The 18,228-nt window shown below is 69.2% G+C and carries 16 protein-coding genes; 10 read left to right on the forward strand and 6 right to left on the reverse strand.

The window, feature by feature from the left end; all coding sequences use genetic code 11:
• Positions 1 to 7 precede the first annotated feature (7 nt).
• Both GON04_RS14765 and GON04_RS14770 read right to left on the reverse strand, forming a co-directional pair.
• Positions 8 to 985 carry a Bug family tripartite tricarboxylate transporter substrate binding protein gene (locus GON04_RS14765; RefSeq protein ID WP_157398840.1) on the reverse strand — a complete coding sequence of 326 codons (978 nt, stop codon included), beginning with the start codon at positions 983 to 985 and terminating at the stop codon, positions 8 to 10.
• A 73-nt stretch (positions 986 to 1,058) separates the two neighbouring features.
• Positions 1,059 to 1,862, reverse strand: a complete 804-nt coding sequence (locus tag GON04_RS14770; RefSeq protein ID WP_157398841.1) for an ABC transporter substrate-binding protein — start codon at positions 1,860 to 1,862, stop codon at positions 1,059 to 1,061.
• 76 nt (positions 1,863 to 1,938) lie between these two features.
• Between GON04_RS14770 and GON04_RS14775 the strand changes: the two genes are divergently transcribed.
• The gene (locus tag GON04_RS14775) at positions 1,939 to 2,679 is read left to right on the forward strand and encodes an acetyltransferase domain-containing protein (RefSeq protein ID WP_157398842.1); all 741 of its coding nucleotides are present in this window, start codon (positions 1,939 to 1,941) and stop codon (positions 2,677 to 2,679) included.
• Between the two features lie 116 nt (positions 2,680 to 2,795).
• On the opposite strand, the gene GON04_RS14780 is transcribed toward GON04_RS14775, so the two are convergent.
• The 4 genes from GON04_RS14780 to msrB are packed head-to-tail and all read right to left on the reverse strand — an operon-like array spanning position 2,796 to position 4,843.
• Positions 2,796 to 3,575: a peptidylprolyl isomerase gene (locus GON04_RS14780; RefSeq protein ID WP_157398843.1), complete on the reverse strand. Its 780-nt coding sequence runs from the start codon at positions 3,573 to 3,575 to the stop codon at positions 2,796 to 2,798.
• 40 nt (positions 3,576 to 3,615) lie between these two features.
• Positions 3,616 to 3,885 (reverse strand): BolA family protein, encoded by a 270-nt coding sequence (locus GON04_RS14785; RefSeq protein ID WP_157398844.1) that lies wholly within the window; start codon positions 3,883 to 3,885, stop codon positions 3,616 to 3,618.
• On the reverse strand, positions 3,882 to 4,436 hold the full coding sequence (locus GON04_RS14790) for an inner membrane-spanning protein YciB (RefSeq protein ID WP_157398845.1): 555 nt from the start codon (positions 4,434 to 4,436) through the stop codon (positions 3,882 to 3,884). The genes GON04_RS14785 and GON04_RS14790 overlap by 4 nt, the downstream gene beginning before the upstream one ends.
• Positions 4,433 to 4,843: a peptide-methionine (R)-S-oxide reductase MsrB gene (gene msrB / locus GON04_RS14795; protein WP_157398846.1), complete on the reverse strand. Its 411-nt coding sequence runs from the start codon at positions 4,841 to 4,843 to the stop codon at positions 4,433 to 4,435. The genes GON04_RS14790 and msrB overlap by 4 nt, the downstream gene beginning before the upstream one ends.
• 244 nt (positions 4,844 to 5,087) lie before the next feature.
• Here msrB and GON04_RS14800 point away from each other — a divergent pair, with 244 nt between their 5' ends.
• The 9 genes from GON04_RS14800 to GON04_RS14840 all read left to right on the forward strand — a co-directional run bounded on the left by GON04_RS14800 (position 5,088) and on the right by GON04_RS14840 (position 18,225).
• Positions 5,088 to 7,568 carry an ATP-binding response regulator gene (locus tag GON04_RS14800; protein ID WP_198349301.1) on the forward strand — a complete coding sequence of 827 codons (2,481 nt, stop codon included), beginning with the start codon at positions 5,088 to 5,090 and terminating at the stop codon, positions 7,566 to 7,568.
• A gap of 8 nt (positions 7,569 to 7,576) precedes the next feature.
• Positions 7,577 to 8,749: a hybrid sensor histidine kinase/response regulator gene (locus GON04_RS14805; RefSeq protein WP_157398848.1), complete on the forward strand. Its 1,173-nt coding sequence runs from the start codon at positions 7,577 to 7,579 to the stop codon at positions 8,747 to 8,749.
• Positions 8,750 to 8,860: 111 nt separating this feature from the next.
• Positions 8,861 to 10,489 (forward strand): 3-(methylthio)propionyl-CoA ligase, encoded by a 1,629-nt coding sequence (locus GON04_RS14810; RefSeq protein WP_157398849.1) that lies wholly within the window; start codon positions 8,861 to 8,863, stop codon positions 10,487 to 10,489.
• 150 nt (positions 10,490 to 10,639) lie between these two features.
• Positions 10,640 to 11,944, forward strand: coding sequence for a branched-chain amino acid ABC transporter substrate-binding protein (locus GON04_RS14815; protein WP_157398850.1), 1,305 nt, complete (start codon positions 10,640 to 10,642; stop codon positions 11,942 to 11,944).
• Positions 11,945 to 12,020: 76 nt separating this feature from the next.
• Complete coding sequence (locus tag GON04_RS14820) at positions 12,021 to 13,055, forward strand: branched-chain amino acid ABC transporter permease (protein WP_157398851.1); 1,035 nt, start codon at positions 12,021 to 12,023, stop codon at positions 13,053 to 13,055.
• Positions 13,056 to 13,058: 3 nt separating this feature from the next.
• Positions 13,059 to 14,348: a branched-chain amino acid ABC transporter permease gene (locus GON04_RS14825; RefSeq protein ID WP_157398852.1), complete on the forward strand. Its 1,290-nt coding sequence runs from the start codon at positions 13,059 to 13,061 to the stop codon at positions 14,346 to 14,348.
• Positions 14,345 to 15,133 (forward strand): ATP-binding cassette domain-containing protein, encoded by a 789-nt coding sequence (locus GON04_RS14830; protein ID WP_181653590.1) that lies wholly within the window; start codon positions 14,345 to 14,347, stop codon positions 15,131 to 15,133. Before GON04_RS14825 ends, GON04_RS14830 begins: the two co-directional genes overlap by 4 nt.
• Positions 15,134 to 15,244: 111 nt before the next feature.
• The gene (locus GON04_RS14835) at positions 15,245 to 15,940 is read left to right on the forward strand and encodes an ABC transporter ATP-binding protein (protein WP_157398853.1); all 696 of its coding nucleotides are present in this window, start codon (positions 15,245 to 15,247) and stop codon (positions 15,938 to 15,940) included.
• A gap of 185 nt (positions 15,941 to 16,125) precedes the next feature.
• Positions 16,126 to 18,225 carry a 3-hydroxyacyl-CoA dehydrogenase NAD-binding domain-containing protein gene (locus tag GON04_RS14840; RefSeq protein ID WP_157398854.1) on the forward strand — a complete coding sequence of 700 codons (2,100 nt, stop codon included), beginning with the start codon at positions 16,126 to 16,128 and terminating at the stop codon, positions 18,223 to 18,225.
• The last annotated feature ends 3 nt before the right edge of the window (positions 18,226 to 18,228 follow it).

The raw sequence follows: 18,228 nt of genomic DNA on the forward strand, positions 1-18,228 counted from the left end.
GTTGTCGTCACTCGAGCCGGACCTTGGCCCGCTCGACCACCTGGCCCCAGGTGCGGAATTCCTGCTCGATGGTCTTGCCGAACTCGTCGGGGGCGGAAAAGCGCAGTTCGACGCCCTGGTCCTGCAGCCGCTGGCGCAGCTCGGGCGCCTCGACCGCCGCGCGCACGGCGCGCTGCAGCGTGGCCAGGACCTGCGGCGGCGTGCCCTTGGGCGCCACCACGCCGAAGACATTGTCGGCGGAGAACCCGCGCAGGCCGCTCTCGGCCACGGTGGGCACGTCGGGCAGCATGGCCATGCGCCGGCTGGAGGCCACCGCCAGCACCCGCAGCTTGCCGGCCTTCACGTGCGGCATCGACGCCGGGATGCTGTCGAACATCAGGCTGGAGCTGCCCGACATCAGGTCGGGCAGGGCCTGCGAGCTGCCCTTGTAGGGGATGTGCGTGATGTCCACGCCGGCGGCCGCCTTGAACACCTCGGACTCCAGGTGCGACAGCGTGCCCGGTCCCTGCGAGGCGAAGTTGTGCTTGCCCGGCGCGGCCTTCAGAAGGGCGACGAGCTGGGGGACGTCCTGCGCCGGCAGCGAGGCGGGCACCACCAGCATGTGCGGCACGATGCCGACGCCGCCCACCGGCACGAAGTCCTTCAGCAGGTGGGCCTGCTGCGGCGGATAGGCGGCCGCCGCGATCGCGGCATTGGTGACCGCCGCCATGTACACCGTGTAGCCGTCGGCCGGCGCCTTGGCGGCGGTGAGCAGGCCGATGTTGCCGCCGGCCCCCGGGCGGTTCTCGATCACCACCGGTTGCCGCAGCGCCTCGCCCATCTTCTGCCCCACGGCGCGCGCCAGGATGTCCGTGGCGCCGCCGGGCGGGAACGACAGCACCATCTGGATCGGCCGCTCGGGCCAGTCGGCATGGGCGGCGACCGCGGCGGCACCGAGCAGGACGGCGGCACCGAAACGGCGCAGCGGGAGGAGGGCGTGGGGCATGGGACAGGTCCTCGCGGAGGTGGGAAGTGGCGGGTGGCCCGCAATCTCCATGCCACGGCCCGCCGCGATGCGGCTAGCGGCGCGCCGCGGGCGCCACGGCGGCGCCTTCGATGCGATGGCGACGCAGCGCGTCGGCGACGAAGCCGGTCGCCTTCATCTCCTCGATGAAGCCGGTCAGCCAGGCCTGCATCGCGGTGCGCCCCTTGGGCACGCCCATGGCCTGCTCGATCACCATGAAGCGGCCCGGCAGCAGGCGCACGCCGCCGACACGCTTGGCGTCGGCCTCGAGCTGCTGCTTCACGCCGGCCGCGACGTCGAGGTTCTGGGCCAGGAACAGGTCGGTGACGGCCGGCGACGTCGGCGCGCGCACCAGCGTGGCGGCCTTGATCTCGCGCGTCAGGTAGAGGTCGTAGGCGCTGCCGCGGCCCACCGCGATGCGGGTGCCGGCGCGGTCGACCTGCTCGTTGGCGCGCAGCGGGGATGCTTCGCGCACCAGGTAGGCCCCTTCGATGATCACGTACGGCGGCGTGTAGTCGGTGTCGGCGCCGCGCACCGGGTCGATGGCCACGAACGCCAGGTCGACCTGGCGTGCCTTGAGGGCCTCCACCACCTGGCCGGCCGAGGTGAACGTGACCAGTTCGACCGGCACCCCCATGCGGCGGGCCGCTTCCCGCGCGAGGTCGACCGAGACCCCGGTGGGCTCGCCGGCCGGTCCGCGGTTGGCGAGGATGGGATTGCCGAAGTTGATGGCGGCCCGCAGCGGCTTGCCCCCGAGTTCGGCGCGGGCGGCGGCGGTCGGATCCGGTCCGGCGGCGCAGCCGGCGAGCAACAAGGCCGCCGCGAGGCAGGCGAGGCGACGGGAAAGCTTGGTTGGCATGCCACCGATTGGAGCGCCGCCGGCGCGACCCGTGGAAAGGGGTTAACCCGGGGAGGCGGCCCTACACTTGCCGCCCATGCCCAGAGCCCGCTTCGATCGCCTGGACGCGCTGCGCGGCGTCGCCATCGTCTGGATGACGGCGTTCCATTTCTGCTTCGACCTCAACCACTTCGGCTGGATCCGGCAGGACTTCAACAACTCCCCGCTGTGGACCCGGCAGCGCACGGCGATCGTGACCCTGTTCCTGTTCTGCGCCGGCCTGTCGCAGGCGGTCGCCTGGGCCCAGGGGCAACGCTGGCCGCGCTTCTGGCGGCGCTGGGCGCAGGTCGCCGGTTGCGCGGTACTGGTGTCGATCGGCTCCTGGTGGATGTTCCCGGCCAGCTGGATCTACTTCGGCGTGCTGCACGGCATCGCGCTGATGCTGGTGGTGGTGCGGCTGACCGCCGGCTGGGGACGCTGGCTCTGGCTCGCCGGTGCCATCGCACTGCTGCTGCCGCACCTGGCGCAGGCCCTGCATGCAACCATGCCCTCGCTGGAGCCGTTCAACCGCCCGCCGCTGAACATCCTCGGCCTGATCGGCCGTCGTCCGAACACCGAGGACTACGTCCCCGTCTTCCCATGGCTGGGCGTGTTGTGGTGGGGCATGGCGGCCGGGCAGTGGCTGCTCGAGCGGCGTCCCGAGGCCCTGGCCGGGCGGCTGCCGGCGGGTGGCGGCGCGCTGTCCTGGCTGGGCCGCTGGAGCCTCAGCTGGTACATGCTGCACCAGCCGGTGCTGATCGGCCTGCTGACGGTGCTGACGCCGCTGCTGCGGAAGTAGCGGGGGGAAAAGGAAACGGCCCCGAGGGGCCGTCTGTGGACACCGGGCTGAACCGGGTCGATGGACCCCGGCGTTCGCCGGGGTCGAGTGACGCGCGCCGCCTTGCGGCGCGTCTGTCACTCGATCTTCGCGCTGGCGCGCAGGTCCTGCTGGAACTTGGCGAGCTTCTGCTGCTGCAGCTGCTGGGCGATCTGCGGCTTGATCTCTTCCATCTTGGGCATCTGCGCCTCGCGCACGTCGTCCAGGCGGATGATGTGGTAGCCGAACTGCGACTTCACCGGCTCCTGGGTGGTCTGGCCCTTCTGCAGCTTGATCATGGCCTGCGAGAACTCGGGCACGTAGCTGGCCGCATTGGCCCAGTCGAGGTCGCCACCGTTGGCACCCGATCCGGGATCCTTGGACTGCTTCTTGGCGATGTCCTCGAACTTCTGGCCCTTCTTGAGGCTGGCGATGATGGCCTTGGCCTGGTCTTCCTTCTCGACCAGGATGTGGCGCGCCTTGTATTCCTTGCCGCCGTTGGCCGACACGAACTTGTCGTACTCGGACTTGATGTCCTCGTCGGTCACGGGGTTCTTCTTCTGGAAGTCGGCGTACAGCTCGCGGATCAGGAGCGTCTGGCGGGCCAGTTCCATCTGCGAGCGGAAGTCGTCGCTGCCGTCGAGGCCGCGCTTCTGCGCTTCCTGCATCAGGACTTCGCGCACGACCACCTCTTCCTTCAGCTGCTCGTTGACGTCGGGCGTGATCGGGCGCCCCGATTTGGTGATCTGAGCGGCCAGCGCGTCCATGCGGGCCTTGGGCACTGCCTTGCCGTTGACGATGGCGACGTTCTGCGCGGCGGCGGGCAGGGCGGCGCACAGGGTGGCGGCGGCGAGGGCCGCGATCAGGTGTTGTTTCATGGGGAGTGCGTTCTCTAGGATCGAACGGAAGCGATGGGGGTCAGACGGTCTCGATGGCCAGCGCGTGCAGGCCGGCGTCGATGTACTCGCTCAACGCATCATACACAAGGCGGTGTCGGGCCACCCTCGGGCGGCCGGCGAACAGGGGTGAGTCGATGCGCACGCGGAAATGGGTGCCGGAACCGGTGCCGTCCGACCCCGCGTGGCCCAGGTGGGCAGCGCTCTCGTCCACCACTTCCAGGCGGCTGGGAGCCAGGCGCTCGCGCAGCCTGGCCTCGAGGGCGGTGGCGGTGATGCCGGTGCCGCTCATCGCTTGGACACCTCGGCTTCGACCTCGGGCGGGCTGAAGCGGCCGAGGTACAGCATCAGCACGACCGAGAAGACCGCGATGACGGCCGGCATGCCGAACACCTTGAACACGCCCCAGGTCTTCTCGGAGAAGTTGAACGCCACCACCAGGTTCGCCGCGCCGAGCACGACGAACAGGGCGGCCCAGGCCAGGTTGGCGCGGGCCCAGGCGACGTCGGGCGCTTTCACGTGCTCCTGCAGCAGCAGGCGGATGAAGTTCTTGCCCAGCAGGGGCGGGCCGACGAGCAGCGCCGTGGCCATGATCCAGTTGATCACCGTGGGCTTCCACTTGATGAAGGTGGCGTCGTGCAGCACCAGCGTGGCAGTGCCGAACACCAGCACCACGCCCAGGGTGAACCAGTGCACGGCGGTGATCTTCTTGCGCAGCACCAGCAGCAGGGCGATCTGCAGCACGGTTGCGCCCATGGTCAGGGCGGTGGCGGTGTAGATGTCGAACAGCAGCAGTGCCGCCAGGAACACCACGCCCGGCAGGAAATCGATGAAGGCGTTCATTCCTGGTTCTGGAAGTCCAGCGAGGCCGAGTTCATGCAGTAGCGCAGGCGGGTCTCCGTCGGGCCGTCCGGAAACACGTGCCCCAGGTGGGCCCCGCACTGGGCGCACACCGTCTCCACCCGCACCATGCCGTGGCTGGTGTCGCGGATCTCCCGGATGCTGCCGGGCACCGCCTGCGAGAAGCTGGGCCAGCCGCAACCGGCGTCGAACTTGGTGGCCGAATCGAACAGCTTGTTACCGCAGCAGATGCAGTGGTAGCTGCCGTCGGCCCAGACGGTCTCGTACTTGCCCGTGAAGGGCCGCTCGGTGGCGGCGTGGCGCGTCACCTCGTAGGCGCCGCGCTCGGCGCCCTTGGAGGCGAGCAGGGCCTTCCACTCGGCATCGGATTTCTGGATGGGGTAGGTCATGGGTGGTCAGCGCGGCCGTGCTGGCCCCGCGGTGGTCATCCACGCGATTGTCCCCCTTCGGCGGCCGGTCGCCCAAGCCGGGGAATTTCCGCCCCACGGCTGGGCCAGCCCGGCCCGGCGGCGGGGCATGCGGCGGCCAACGCCATAATCCTGCGGCCCATGGGGCGATCCGTCCGACCGGTGACCGGTGCGGGCAGGTGGTTGGAGGGGCCGTTGGGGGCGGCGGGGGGCAACAATGAAGTTCTTGGCGAACCTGTACGAGCACTACCGGGCGTATCACGCGTACGGCCCGCCGCGCCTGAAGTACATGGGCATCCTGGGCGCGCTGACGTTCTCCACCTTCTATTTCCTGCGCTTCACCCGGCCCAACCCGCAGCCGCTGGACGACATCGAGCTGCGGCTGGGCGTGCTGGCTGCCATGGTCGCGCTGGGCCTGCAGAACTACTGGCCGGCGCGCTGGAAGCGCTGGTACATCCCGTTCTCCTATGCGGCCATGCTCTACAGCCTGCCGTTCTTCACCGTCTACACGGGCCTGGAGCGCGGCGGCGGGGTACCCGCGGTCTCCAACGGCTTCATCGCTTTGTGCTTCCTGACGCTGCTGACCGACTGGCGCAACACGTTCGTGATGCTGATCGGCGGCGGCGGCGCGGCCCTGCTGCTGTTCCAGCTGGGCCATCCGGACGCCCCGATCCCGCCCGACCTGGTGGCCCAGCTGCCGGCCTACGTGGTGATCGCGATCGGCGCCAACCTGTTCAAGTTCTCCACCGAGCAGATCGAGACCGAGCGCAAGCTGCGCGCGACCCAGGCCCTGGCCGGGTCCATCGCGCACGAGCTGCGCTACCCGCTGGCGCGCATCCGCAACAGCCTGGAGGGCATGCAGCGGGTGCTGCCGGCCCCGGGCGCGGGCGGCCAGCTGGCGCCGGTGGCGCCGGCCGACGTCGAGGCGCTGTACCGCCACCTGGCGCAGGGCGAGCAGGCCATCGACCGCGGCCTGCAGGTGATCTCGATGACGCTCGACGAGGTGAGCGCCCGGCCGATCGACGAGACCGGCTTCTCGTTCCTGTCGGCCGCCGAGGTGGTGCACAAGGCGGTCGACGAGTACAGCTACGACAGCGAGGAGGCGCGCGGCCGGGTGCGGGTCCAGGTCCACGACGACTTCCAGTTCCGCGGCGACGAGACGGCTTTCCTGTTCGTGCTGTTCAACCTCATCAAGAACGCGCTGTACTACCTGGGGCCCTATCCGGGCATCCGGGTCGACATCACGGTCGGCGGCCACCTAGTGCGGGTGCGTGACAACGGGCCCGGCATGGCACCCGATGTGCTGGCCGGCCTGTTCGAGCCCTTCCGCACCGTCGGCAAGTCCGGCGGCACCGGGCTGGGCCTGTCGTACTGCCAGCGGGTGATGAAGGCGTTCGGCGGCGAGGTGCGCTGCGACTCGGTCCTGGGCCAGTTCACCGAGTTCAGCATGAGCTTCCCGGCGATCGGCGAGAACGACCGCGAGATCTACCGCGCCGCCGTGCTGGAGAAGGCGCGCGCCGCGCTGGCCGGCAAGCGCCTGCTGCTGGTGGAGGACGACGCCGCCCAGCGCATGACCACCCGCCACAAGCTGCGCCCGCTGGACATGGTGGTCGACGAGGCCCCCGACGGCCAGCGCGCGCTCGAACTGATGGCGCGCCATGCCTACGACCTGGTCCTGCTCGACCTGCACATGCCGGTGCTCGATGGCTACCAGGTGGCGCTGCGGGTGCGCCAGGGCCAGGTGCCGGCCAACCGCTACGTGCGTATCGTGGCGCACACCAGTGAGCCGGCGCACATGGCGCGGGTCAAGACGCAGCGCGCCGGCATGGACGGCTTCATCGGCAAGCCCTGCGCCCAGCTGCCGCTGGTCCAGGCGCTGCAGCGCGCCCTGGACGACCGCCGGGCCGGCCTGCCCGCGGCCTTGCCGCTGGAGGCACGGCGCGTCCTGCTGGCCGACGACAGCGCCTACAACCGGCGCACCGTCGCCGCCTATCTGCGCGAGGCCGGTGCCACGGTGCACGAGGTCGACCACGGCATGGGGGTGCTGGAAGAGCTGGACGGCGACGGCAGCTTCGACTTCGTGCTCATGGACCTGAACATGCCCGGCCTCGACGGCCTGGCCGCGGCGCGCACCATCCGTGCCAGCGGCAAGCCCTGGGCCTCGGTGCCCATCGTGGCGCTCACCGCGCATTCCGACACCTCGACTCTGGACGCCGCGCGGCAAGCCGGGATGGACGGCTTCCTGACCAAGCCGGTCGAGGCGGCCCAGCTGCTCGATGCCATCGCCCAGCTGCTGGCCGGTGCCAACCCGGTCCACCGCCCGGCGGCGCCGGCCCACCCGGCGCCGGAGGCCGAGGGGCCGCTGCTGAACGTCGCCCGGCTGGACAGCTACCGCCGTCTCGGCCTTCTCGACGAGCTGCTGGCCGACTACCTGCCCGAGATCCGCCGGCTGCTCGACGTGCTGGGCCAGGCAGTGCAGGACCGCGAATTGCCGCGGGCCCAGGATGCGCTGCACTCCCTGCTCGGCATGAGCGGCGAGGCGGGGGCGCTGGCGCTGTACCAGCGCGTGCGCCGCATCTATGTCCCGGTGCTGGAGGAGCGCCGCTGGCCCGACGTCCCCGACTGGCTGGCGCAGCTGCGCGCGCTGGCGGCCCGGACCGAGGACGCCTTGCGCGAATACGGGGCCTCCGCGGCCCCCATCGATTGAAGTCACGCATGTTCACCGACGCCCGTTCCATCCTCTTCGTCGACGACGAGGCCACCTCGCGAAAGTGGTTCGCCCGCAGCTTCGGCGGCGAGTTCGAGGTCTCCACGGCCGGCAGCGCCGACGAGGCGCTCGCCCTGCTGGCCGAGCGCGGCGAGCAGTTCGCCGTGCTGGTCACCGACTACCGCATGGCCGGCGGCGACGGCCTCAAGCTGCTGCGCGCCGTGCAGCGCGAGCACCGGCACCTGGTGCGGCTGCTGGCCACCGCCTACGCCGAGAAGGACGTCGCGATCGCGGCCGTCAACGACGGCAAGGTGCTGCGCATCCTGGAAAAGCCGCTCGAGGACGGGCCCACGCGCGAGGCGCTGCACGAGGCCCTGAACCTCGCGCGCTCGCAGGCGCTGGAGCGGGCGCTGAACGAGGGGCGCGTCACGGCCCTGCGCGAGACGCTCGGTTTCCTGGCCCACGAGCTGAACACGCCGCTGGCCACGGTGCGGGGCCTGGTCGCCTCGATCGCCGCGCGCCACCTGCCGGACGCGGCGGGGGCGGCCCCGGGCCAGGCGGTGTTCGAGGAGGGCCAGCCGGGCGAACTGCTCGCCGCGCTGGAACGAGCCGAGCGCCGGGCGCTGTACTGCCAGTCGCTGGTGTCCACCTTCGTGCAGTCGGCCCGCGATGCCTATCCGGGCGCCGCGCCGCAGACCGTCGGGGCGACCACGCTGGTGGGCTCGCTGCTGGACGAATTCCCGTTCGAGGACCAGGAGCGGCACTGGGTCACCAGCCGGGCGCGGCGCGACTTCAGCCTGCCGGGCCGGCGCGACCTGCTGTACCTGGTGCTGTGCACGCTGGCCAAGAACGCGGTGCAGGCGCTGCGGGGGCGGCCCGACCCGCACCTGCACATCGAGATCGACTGCGACACCGGGCCGTGCGGCCTGCCGCGCGGCTGCATCCGCTTCATCGACAACGGCCCCGGCATCGCGCCCGAGGTGCTGTCACGGCTCACGCGCGAGCCGGTCACCACCCGGTCCGCCGCAGGCGGCAACGGCATGGGCCTGCTGTTCTGCCAGCGGGTGCTGCAGTCGGCCGGCGGCAGCGTGTCCGTCGAGTCGACGGCCGGCGCGGGCACCACGGTGCACCTCGCGTTCGAGCGCGGCGTGCAGCCCGGCCCCGATCCCGCATCGGCCTGACGCGGGGGGCGGCCGGGCCCGCGGCATGCGGGCAAGTGCGGGGCTGCGTGGCGTGTGAATCGACTTAGCATTCGCGCATTCCATGCCCGCCGGACCACAAGGAGACACCCCATGCTCGGCCTGATGCAAAGCCAACCGCTGCTCATCTCGTCGCTGATCGACCATGCCGAACGCCACGGCGGCGACGGCGAGATCGTGTCGCGCCGGGTCGAGGGGGATATCCACCGCTACACCTGGCGGGACGTCGCGCAACGCGCGCGGCAGGTCGCGCGCGCCCTGGACGGCCTCAACCTGCTGTTCTCCGACCGCGTGGCCACGCTGGCCTGGAACGGCTACCGCCACCTCGAGCTGTATTTCGGCGTATCGGGGTCGGGCCGCGTGCTGCACACCATCAACCCGCGCCTGCACCCGGACCAGATCGCCTGGATCGCCAACCACGCCGAGGACCAGGTGCTGTGCTTCGACGCCACCTTCCTGCCGCTGGTGCAGGCCATCCACGGCAGGTGCCCCGGCATCCGCCAGTACGTGCTGCTGTGCGATGCGGGCAAGGTGCCGGCCGGCACCGGCATTCCCGGCCTGGTGTCGTACGAGGACTGGATCGGCGCCCAGCCGGCCAGCTACGACTGGCCGTCGTTCGACGAGAACTCGGCCTCGAGCATGTGCTACACGAGCGGCACCACCGGCAATCCCAAGGCGGCGCTCTACAGCCATCGCTCGACCCTCCTGCATGCCTACGCCGCCGCGTTGCCGGACGTCATGGCGCTGTCGGCGCGCGACTCCGTGCTGCCGGTGGTGCCGATGTTCCACGTCAACGCGTGGGGAATCCCGTATTCGGCCGCGCTCACCGGTTGCAAGCTGGTGTTCCCCGGCCCGGCGCTGGACGGCAAGTCGGTCTACGAGCTGATCGAGACCGAGAAGGTCACCTATGCGGCCGGCGTGCCGACGGTGTGGCAGATGCTGCTGGGGCACATGAAGCCGGACAACCTGCGCTTTTCCACCCTGAAGCGCACCGTCATCGGCGGCTCGGCCTGCCCGCCGGCCATGATCCGCGCCTTCGGCGAGGACTACGGCGTCGACGTGCTGCATGCCTGGGGCATGACCGAGATGAGCCCGCTGGGCACGCTGTGCACGCTGAAGAACAAGCACCTCGCGATGCCGCTCGAGGAGCAGAACAGGATCCGCCTGAAGCAGGGCCGCGCGATCTTCGGCGTGGACATGAAGATCGTCGACGGCGCCGGCCAGGAGCTGGCCTGGGACGGGCGCACCCCCGGCGACCTGTACGTCAAGGGCCCGTGGATCGTGCGCGAGTACTTCAAGGGGGAGGGCGGCGACCCGCTGGTCGACGGCTGGTTCCCCACCGGCGACGTGGCCACCATCGATGCCGACGGCTTCCTGCAGATCACCGACCGCAGCAAGGACGTGATCAAGTCCGGCGGCGAGTGGATCAGCTCGATCGACATCGAGAACATCGCCATGTCGCACCCGGCCGTGCAGATGGCCGCCTGCGTCGGCATGCCGCACCCGAAGTGGGACGAGCGTCCGGTTGTCGCGGTGGTCCGGCGTGCCGGCATGGAGCTGTCGCGCGACGAACTGCTGCGCTTCTACGACGGCAAGATCGCCAAGTGGCAGGTGCCCGACGACGTCGTGTTCGTCGACGCGATCCCGCTGGGCGCCACCGGCAAGATGCTCAAGACCCGGCTGCGCGAGTCGCTCAAGGGCTACAAGCTGCCGAACACCTGATGCGTGTCCGTCGCCCGCACCGCGTGCGGCGCGATGGCACCTGTGTCGCGTGGGAGATAGGAGCCCACCTGTTTACGGGCATTCCCTGAGCGTGCTGTGCACAAGAGCTTGTACCCTGCGCCCATTCCAATTTCCTGCAGGAGACAGCTCATGCAATACGCTATCAGGCACGTCACGGTCGCAGCCATCCTGGCCCTTGGCGGCGCCGGCTTCGCCGTCGCGCAGCAGGCGCCTGCCAAGCCGGCAGCACCGGCCAAGGCGGCTGCTCCCGCAGGCTCGGGGCCGCTGAGCGGCGAGGTCGTGAAGCTGGTCCGCATCGACCCCCTCACCGGGCTGCTGGGCCCGGTCGGTGTCAGCCAGGGCAAGGGCTACCAGTTCTTCGCCGAGAAATTCAGCGGCGCGGGCAACCCCGCAGGCGTCAAGTTCGAAGTCACGCTCATCGACAACAAGCTCAGCCCGGCAGAGAGCCTGAACGCGCTGAAGGCGGCGCTCGACCAGGGCGTGCGCTACATCATCCAGGGCAACGGCTCGTCGGTCGCGCTGGCCCTGGTCGACGCGGTGAACAAGCACAACGAGCGCAACCCGGGCAAGGAGGTCCTGTACCTCAACGACTCGGCCGTCGACCCGGACCTCACCAACAGCAAGTGCAGCTTCTGGCACTTCCGCTTCGACGCCGACACGTCCATGAAGATGGAGGCCATGTCCAGCTTCATCGCCGAGCAGAAGGACATCAAGAATGTCTACATCCTGGGGCAGAACTACTCGCACGGCGTGCAGGTGGCCAAGTACGCCAAGGACACCCTGGCCCGCAAGCGGCCCGACATCAAGATCGTCGGCGAGGACCTGCACCCGCTGGCGCAGGTGCGCGACTTCGCGCCCTACATCGCCAAGATCAAGGCCTCGGGCGCCGACACCGTGATCACCGGCAACTGGGGCTCCGACCTGTCGCTGCTGGTCAAGGCGGCCAACGAGGGCGGCTACAACGGCAAGTTCTTCACCTACTACGCCGGCGTCACCGGCACGCCCACGGCGCTGGGCCAGAACGGCGGCGGCCGCGTCTACCAGGTGGCTTACAACCACTACAACATGGGCGGCCAGATGGACAAGTGGATGACCGAGTTCAAACAGAAGTACAACGACGACTTCTACACCGGCTCCACCATCCGCATCTTCGAGACCCTGGGCGCCGCCATGGCGCAGGCCAAGTCCACCGACCCGGTCAAGGTCGCGGCGGCGATGGAAGGCCTCAAGGTCAAGAGCTTCAACGGCGAGGTCGAGATCCGCAAGGCCGACCACCAGCTGCAGCAGCCGCTCTACGTGTCGGTGTGGCAGAAGGCCGGCGGCAAGTACCCGTACAGTCCGGAGAACACCGGCATGACGCTGGTGCCGGTGAAGGAATATCCGAACTACGTGTCGAGCACGCCCACCAGCTGCCAGATGAAGCGTCCCGGCTGACCGGGGCGCCAGGCCAGCCAGAGCCCGTGCGCCGTCGCGGGCTCTTTTTTTTGACCGCCGGGGACATTCGCCAGCAATGGAATTCTTCGTCATCTCGATGCTGAACGGCCTGAGCTACGGGCTGCTGCTGTTCATGCTGAGCTCCGGGTTGACGCTCATCTTCAGCATGATGGGCGTGCTGAACTTCGCCCATGCCAGCTTCTACATGCTGGGCGCCTACCTGGGCTACACGGTGTCGCGGTTCACCGGCTTCTGGCCCGCGCTGCTGCTCGCGCCCATCGTGGTGGGCGGCCTGGGCGCGGTGTTCGAGAGGCTGTGCCTGCGCAAGGTGCACAAGTACGGGCACGTGCCGGAACTGCTCATCACCTTCGGCCTGTCGTACGTCATCATCGAACTGGTGCAGCTGGTGTGGGGCCGCATCGCGCTGGAGTTCCATCCGCCGGCCATCCTGCAGGGCCCGGCCTTCACCCTCATCAACAATTCCGCGCAGGGCCTGAGCCTGCAGTGGGGCGCCGCGCCCGCGCAACTGTGCGCCGCCGCCGACGCCACCATCCGCGTGGTGTGCTCGCCGTTCCCGGCCACGCGCGGCTTCATGATGCTGGTGGCCCTGGTCATGCTGGGCTCGGTCTGGCTGCTGCTCACCCGCACCCGCATCGGCCTGGTCATCCAGGCCGCACTCACGCACCCGGAGGCGGTCGAGGCGCTGGGGCACAACGTGCCGCGCGTGTTCATGCTGGTGTTCGGCGCCGGCTCGGCGCTCGCCGGGCTGGCCGGCGTCATCGGCGGCAGCACCTTCCTGACCGAGCCGGCCATGGCGGCCACCGTGGGCTCCGTCATCTTCGTGGTGGTGGTGGTCGGCGGCATGGGCTCGCTGTCCGGCGCCTTCCTGGCCTCGCTGCTGATCGGCGTGCTCCAGACCTTCGCGGTGGCGTTCGACTATTCGCTGGGCACCCTGGCCCAGCAACTGGGGGTCGCCCCGGGGTCGGCCCTGCTGTCCAGCTCGTACGTGAAGCTCACGCTGTCGCAGGTCGCGCCCATCCTGCCGTACCTGTTCCTGGTGCTGATCCTGATCTTCCGGCCGCGCGGGCTGCTGGGCACGCGCGAGGGCTGACCCATGAAGACCCACTACGAGTTCAAGCCGCTCAACATCGGCCGCTGGCTGGTGTGGAGCCTGTTCGCGCTGCTGCTCGCGGTCGCGCCGCTGGTGTTCCGCAGCGGCCTGGCCGTCACGGTGCTGTCGCAGATGGGCATCGCCATCATCGCCTGCCTGTCCTACAACATGCTGCTGGGGCAGGGCGGGATGCTCAGCTTCGGGCACGCGGTCTACACCGGCCTGGGCGCCTTCCTGGCGATCCATGCGCTGAACGCCGTGTCGGCGGGATCGCTGCCGATTCCCGTGGCCACCGTGCCGCTGGCCGGCGGCCTGGCCGGGCTGGTGTTCGCCGTGCTGTTCGGCTATGTCACCACGCGCAAGGCCGGCACCACCTTCGCCATGATCACCCTGGGCCTGGGCGAACTGGTGTTCGCCATGTCGCTCATGATCCCGGAGTTCTTCGGCGGCGAGGGCGGCGTCTCGGGCAACCGGGTGGTCGGCAAGGGCTACATGGGCATCAACTTCGGCCCGCCGGTGCAGGTGTACTACCTGATCGCGGTCTACACCTTCCTGTCGGTGGCCGCGATGTTCGCCTTCACCCGGACCCCGCTGGGCCGCATGCTCAACGCCGTGCGCGACAACCCGGAGCGAGTGGAGTTCGTCGGCTACGACGCGCAGAAGGTGCGCTACCTGGCCTTCATCATCGCCGGCTTCTTCGCCGGCATCTCGGGCGGGCTGGGCGCGCTCAACTTCGAGATCGTCACCGCGGAAGTGGTGGGCGCCGGGCGCTCGGGGGCCTACCTGCTGTTCACGTTCCTGGGCGGCGCCACCTTCTTCTTCGGTCCCATCCTGGGCGCCATCCTGATGGTGCTCGCCTTCGTGCTGTTCAGCGAGCTGACCAACGCCTGGCTGCTGTACCTGGGCCTGATCTTCCTGGTGACCGTGATGTACGCGCCGGGCGGCATCGCCAGCCTGATCATGATGAACCTGCGGGTGGCCGCCTACGGCCGGCTGCGCGAGCTGTGGGTCAGCTACCTGGCCCTGGCCGTCACCGCGCTGGTGGTGCTGGCGGGGGCGGGCGCCATGATCGAGATGGTCTACCACCTGCAGCTCAACTCCGCCGGCGGCTCCGAACTGCGCTTCATCGGCGTCCCGCTCGACGCGAAAGGGGCGAACAGCTGGTTCGGCGCGGCCTTCGTGCTGCTCACCGGCCTGGGCCTGTTCGAGCTCACCCGGCGCGTGTTCCTGCGGCACTGGGGCGAGATCCAGGAGTTCATCGAGAAGGAAACCAAGCGCAAGGAGGCCCTGTGACGGACACGGCAACGGGCCCGTTCGCGCTCGAGTTGCGCGACCTGCGCAAGAGCTTCGGCAAGACCGAGATCATCCGCGGTGCCAACCTGGGGGTGCGGCCCGGCGAGCGGGTGGCCGTCATCGGGCCCAACGGCGCCGGCAAGTCGACGCTGTTCAATTTGATCTCGGGGCGCTTCACCCCCTCGGGCGGGCAGGTGCTGCTGAACGGCCAGCGCATCGACGGCAAGCGGCCGTTCGAGATCAACCGGCTGGGCCTGTCGCGCAGCTTCCAGATCACCAACATCTTCCCCAAGCTCAGCGTCTTCGAGAACCTGCGCTGCGGGGTGCTGTGGAGCCTGGGCTACCGCTACACCTTCCTGAAGTTCCTGGCCGACCTGGACGACGCCAACGACCGGGCCGAGGAGCTGATGCACATGATCCGCCTCGACCGCAAGCGCGACACGCTGGCGGTGAACCTCACGTACGCCGAGCAGCGAGCGCTGGAGATCGGCGTCACGATCGGCGGCGGCGCCGGCGTCATCCTGCTGGACGAACCCACCGCCGGCATGAGCCGCAGCGAGACGCGCCGCTTCATCGAGCTCATCAAGGAAGTCACGGTGGGCAAGACGCTGCTGACCGTGGAGCACGACATGGGCGTGGTGTTCGGCCTGGCCGACAAGATCGCCGTGGTGGTCTACGGCGAGGTCATCGCGTTCGACACCCCCGAGAAGGTCCGCGCCAACCAGCGGGTGCAGGAAGCCTACCTGGGCTCGCACGTGGCCGATGCGCAGGCCGGGGGACATTGAATGCGGGAGCGCGGAAAGCATTGACATGACGTCTTCACCCGGAGTTGTTCGCGTCCTTCGCGAAACCATTGCGTGCTTCACGTCCGGCAGTCCGCTTCCAGGGCCGTTGCCATGCTGAAGGTCGACAACCTGCACGCCTTCTACGGCAAGAGCCACGTGCTGCACGGGGTGCAGTTCGACGTGCGTCCCGGCGAGATCGTGGCGCTCCTCGGGCGCAACGGATCGGGCCGGTCGACCACGGCCAAGGCCATCATGGGGATGGTCGAGTGCACCGGCAGCGTCGAGTGGAAGGGGCGCCAGGTCCTGGGCAGCAAGCCGTACGAGATCGCGCACCTGGGCATCGGCTACGTGCCGGAGAACCGCGACATCTTCCCCAAGCTCACCGTGCACCAGAACCTGATGCTGGGCGAGAAGCGGGCAGGGCGGTCCGGCCGCTGGTCGTTTGACGAGATGTACGCCATGTTCCCGCGCCTGAAGGAGCGCCAGCACACCGAGGCGGGGGTGCTCTCGGGCGGCGAGCAGCAGATGCTCACCCTGTGCCGCACGCTGATGGGCGACCCCGACCTGATCATCATCGACGAGCCCACCGAGGGCCTGGCGCCCAAGATCGTGGAGCTGGTGGGCGAGTACCTGCGGCGCCTCAAGGACAAGGGCCTGTCGGTGCTGCTGATCGAACAGAAACTCACCATCGCGATGGCCATCTCCGACCGGGCGCTGGTCATGGGCCACGGCAGCATCGTGTTCCACGGCACCCCTGACAGCCTGCGTGCCGACGCCTACACTCGCAAGGAGTGGCTGGAGGTCTAGCCGTCCACGGACCGCCGCGCGGTCCGTGACCGGTTGGCTGATCAGCCAGGCCGTCCTGGCTTCGCGTCGCGGCACGCCGCTGCGGAGAGTCCCTACCGTGACAAGCCAGGCATTGCACCGCACCATCCTCTTTCTAGAATCGCCCGCCAGCGAACGCTCGTTCTTTTTCCTCCAGGAGACCCTCCATGTCGGCTGACTACAAGGTGCACGGCGATGTCGCCGTGATCACGATGAACAACCCGCCCGTCAACGGGCTGGGCCTGGCCACCCGGCAGGGCATCACGGCAGGGCTGGAGAAAGCCATTGCCGATCCGGCCGTCAAGGCCATCGTGCTCACGGGGGCCGGCCGCGCCTTTTCCGGCGGCGCCGACATCAAGGAGTTCGGCACCAGCAAGGCACTCACCGAGCCCAACCTGCTGTCTGTGATCTCGGCGGTGGAGAACTGCCCCAAGCCGGTGGTCGCGGCCATCCATTCCGTCACCATGGGCGGCGGGCTGGAGCTGTCGCTGGGCTGCCACTACCGCATCGCGGCCCCGGGTGCCAGCATCGCGCTGCCCGAAGTCAAGCTGGGCCTCATCCCCGGCGCCGGCGGCACCATGCGCCTGCCGCGCGTGCTGGGCGTCGAGACGGCCCTGAACATGATCGTGTCGGGCGAGCCGGTCAAGAGTGAACTGCTGGCCCAGCAGCCGGGCCAGAAGCTGTTCGACAAGATGGCGGGCTCGGCCGAGTCGCTGCTGGAAGAGGCACTGGCCTATGCCCGCAGCGTGGCCGGCGTGCGGCCGCTGCCGCGCGTGCGCGACCTGCCCAGCAAGCACCCCATGGGGGACGCCTACTTCCAGTTCGCCCGCAACATGGTCAAGGGCATGGCCCGGAATTTCCCGGCGCCGGTGAAGTGCGTCGATGCGGTCGAGGCCTCGACCAAGAAGAAGTTCGACGAAGGCATGGTGTTCGAGCGCGAGCTCTTCACCAACCTCATGTTCACGCCGGAGAGCCGCGCGTTGCGCCACATCTTCGGGGCCGAACGCAACGCCTCCAAGATCCCGGACGTGCCGGAGGACACCCCCCGGCGGCCGATCCAGAAGGTGGCCGTCATCGGCGCCGGCACCATGGGCGGCGGCATCTCCATGAACTTCCTGAACGCCGGCATCCCGGTGACCATCCTGGAGATGAAGCAGGAGGCGCTGGACCGCGGCATCGCCACCATCCGCAAGAACTACGAGGCCCAGGTCAAGAAGGGCAAGCTCCAGCAGGACCGGTTCGACCAGCGCATGGCGCTGCTGTCCACCACGCTCGACTACAAGGACCTGGCGCAGGCCGACCTGGTGATCGAGGCCGTGTTCGAGGAGATGGGCGTCAAGCAGAAGGTCTTCGAGACGCTGGACGGCGTGATGAAGCCGGGCGCCATCCTGGCCTCGAACACCTCGACCCTCGACGTGAACAAGATCGCAGCCTTCACCAAGCGGCCGCAGGACGTGGTGGGCCTGCATTTCTTCAGCCCGGCCAACGTGATGAAGCTGCTGGAGGTGGTGCGCGGCGAGAAGACCGCCAAGGACGTGCTCGCCACCGTGATGGACCTGGCCAAGAAGATCCGCAAGACGGCGGTGGTCGCCGGCGTCTGCGACGGCTTCATCGGCAACCGCATGATCGAGCAGTACAGCCGGCAGGCCGGTTTCCTGCTCGATGAAGGCGCCACCCCGCAGCAGGTCGACAAGGCGATCGAGCGCTTCGGCTTCGCGATGGGCCCGTTCCGCATGGGCGACCTGGCCGGCAACGACATCGGCTGGGCCATCCGCAAGCGCCGTGCCCAGGAGCGGCCCGACATGAAGTACAGCCGCACCGCCGACAAGCTGTGCGAGCTGGGCCGCTTCGGCCAGAAGACCGGCGCCGGCTGGTACGACTACCAGGCCGGCAAGCGCGACGCCATCCCGTCCAAGCTGGTCGAGGACCTGGTGGCCGACCACCGCAAGGAGCTGGGCATCACCCCGCGCAAGATCTCCGACGAGGAGATCGTGCAGCGGCTGGTGTTCTCGCTGGTCAACGAGGGCGCACGCATCCTGGAAGAGGGCATCGCGGTGCGCGCCGGCGACATCGACATGGTGTACCTCACCGGCTACGGATTCCCGGCGCACCGTGGCGGCCCCATGCTGTACGCCGACCAGGTCGGGCTGTTCAACGTGGTGCAGGCCATGAAGCGGTTCCAGCAGAACCCGCGCGACGACGCCGCGTTCTGGGAACCGGCTCCCCTCATCCAGCGCCTGGTCGCCGAAGGCAAGACCTTCAACTGACCG

The sequence above is a fragment of the Ramlibacter pinisoli genome (genome assembly GCF_009758015.1).
In the GTDB taxonomy this organism is placed as follows: Bacteria; Pseudomonadota; Gammaproteobacteria; order Burkholderiales; family Burkholderiaceae_C; genus Ramlibacter; species Ramlibacter pinisoli.

Coding starts and splice junctions, on each gene's coding strand:
- GON04_RS14765 (WP_157398840.1), bottom strand. CDS start 985: ATGCCCCACGCCCTCCTCCCGCTGCGCCGTTTCGGTGCCGCCGTCCTG.
- GON04_RS14770 (WP_157398841.1), bottom strand. CDS start 1,862: ATGCCAACCAAGCTTTCCCGTCGCCTCGCCTGCCTCGCGGCGGCCTTG.
- GON04_RS14775 (WP_157398842.1), top strand. CDS start 1,939: ATGCCCAGAGCCCGCTTCGATCGCCTGGACGCGCTGCGCGGCGTCGCC.
- GON04_RS14780 (WP_157398843.1), bottom strand. CDS start 3,575: ATGAAACAACACCTGATCGCGGCCCTCGCCGCCGCCACCCTGTGCGCC.
- GON04_RS14785 (WP_157398844.1), bottom strand. CDS start 3,885: ATGAGCGGCACCGGCATCACCGCCACCGCCCTCGAGGCCAGGCTGCGC.
- GON04_RS14790 (WP_157398845.1), bottom strand. CDS start 4,436: ATGAACGCCTTCATCGATTTCCTGCCGGGCGTGGTGTTCCTGGCGGCA.
- msrB (WP_157398846.1), bottom strand. CDS start 4,843: ATGACCTACCCCATCCAGAAATCCGATGCCGAGTGGAAGGCCCTGCTC.
- GON04_RS14805 (WP_157398848.1), top strand. CDS start 7,577: ATGTTCACCGACGCCCGTTCCATCCTCTTCGTCGACGACGAGGCCACC.
- GON04_RS14810 (WP_157398849.1), top strand. CDS start 8,861: ATGCTCGGCCTGATGCAAAGCCAACCGCTGCTCATCTCGTCGCTGATC.
- GON04_RS14815 (WP_157398850.1), top strand. CDS start 10,640: ATGCAATACGCTATCAGGCACGTCACGGTCGCAGCCATCCTGGCCCTT.
- GON04_RS14820 (WP_157398851.1), top strand. CDS start 12,021: ATGGAATTCTTCGTCATCTCGATGCTGAACGGCCTGAGCTACGGGCTG.
- GON04_RS14825 (WP_157398852.1), top strand. CDS start 13,059: ATGAAGACCCACTACGAGTTCAAGCCGCTCAACATCGGCCGCTGGCTG.
- GON04_RS14835 (WP_157398853.1), top strand. CDS start 15,245: ATGCTGAAGGTCGACAACCTGCACGCCTTCTACGGCAAGAGCCACGTG.
- GON04_RS14840 (WP_157398854.1), top strand. CDS start 16,126: ATGTCGGCTGACTACAAGGTGCACGGCGATGTCGCCGTGATCACGATG.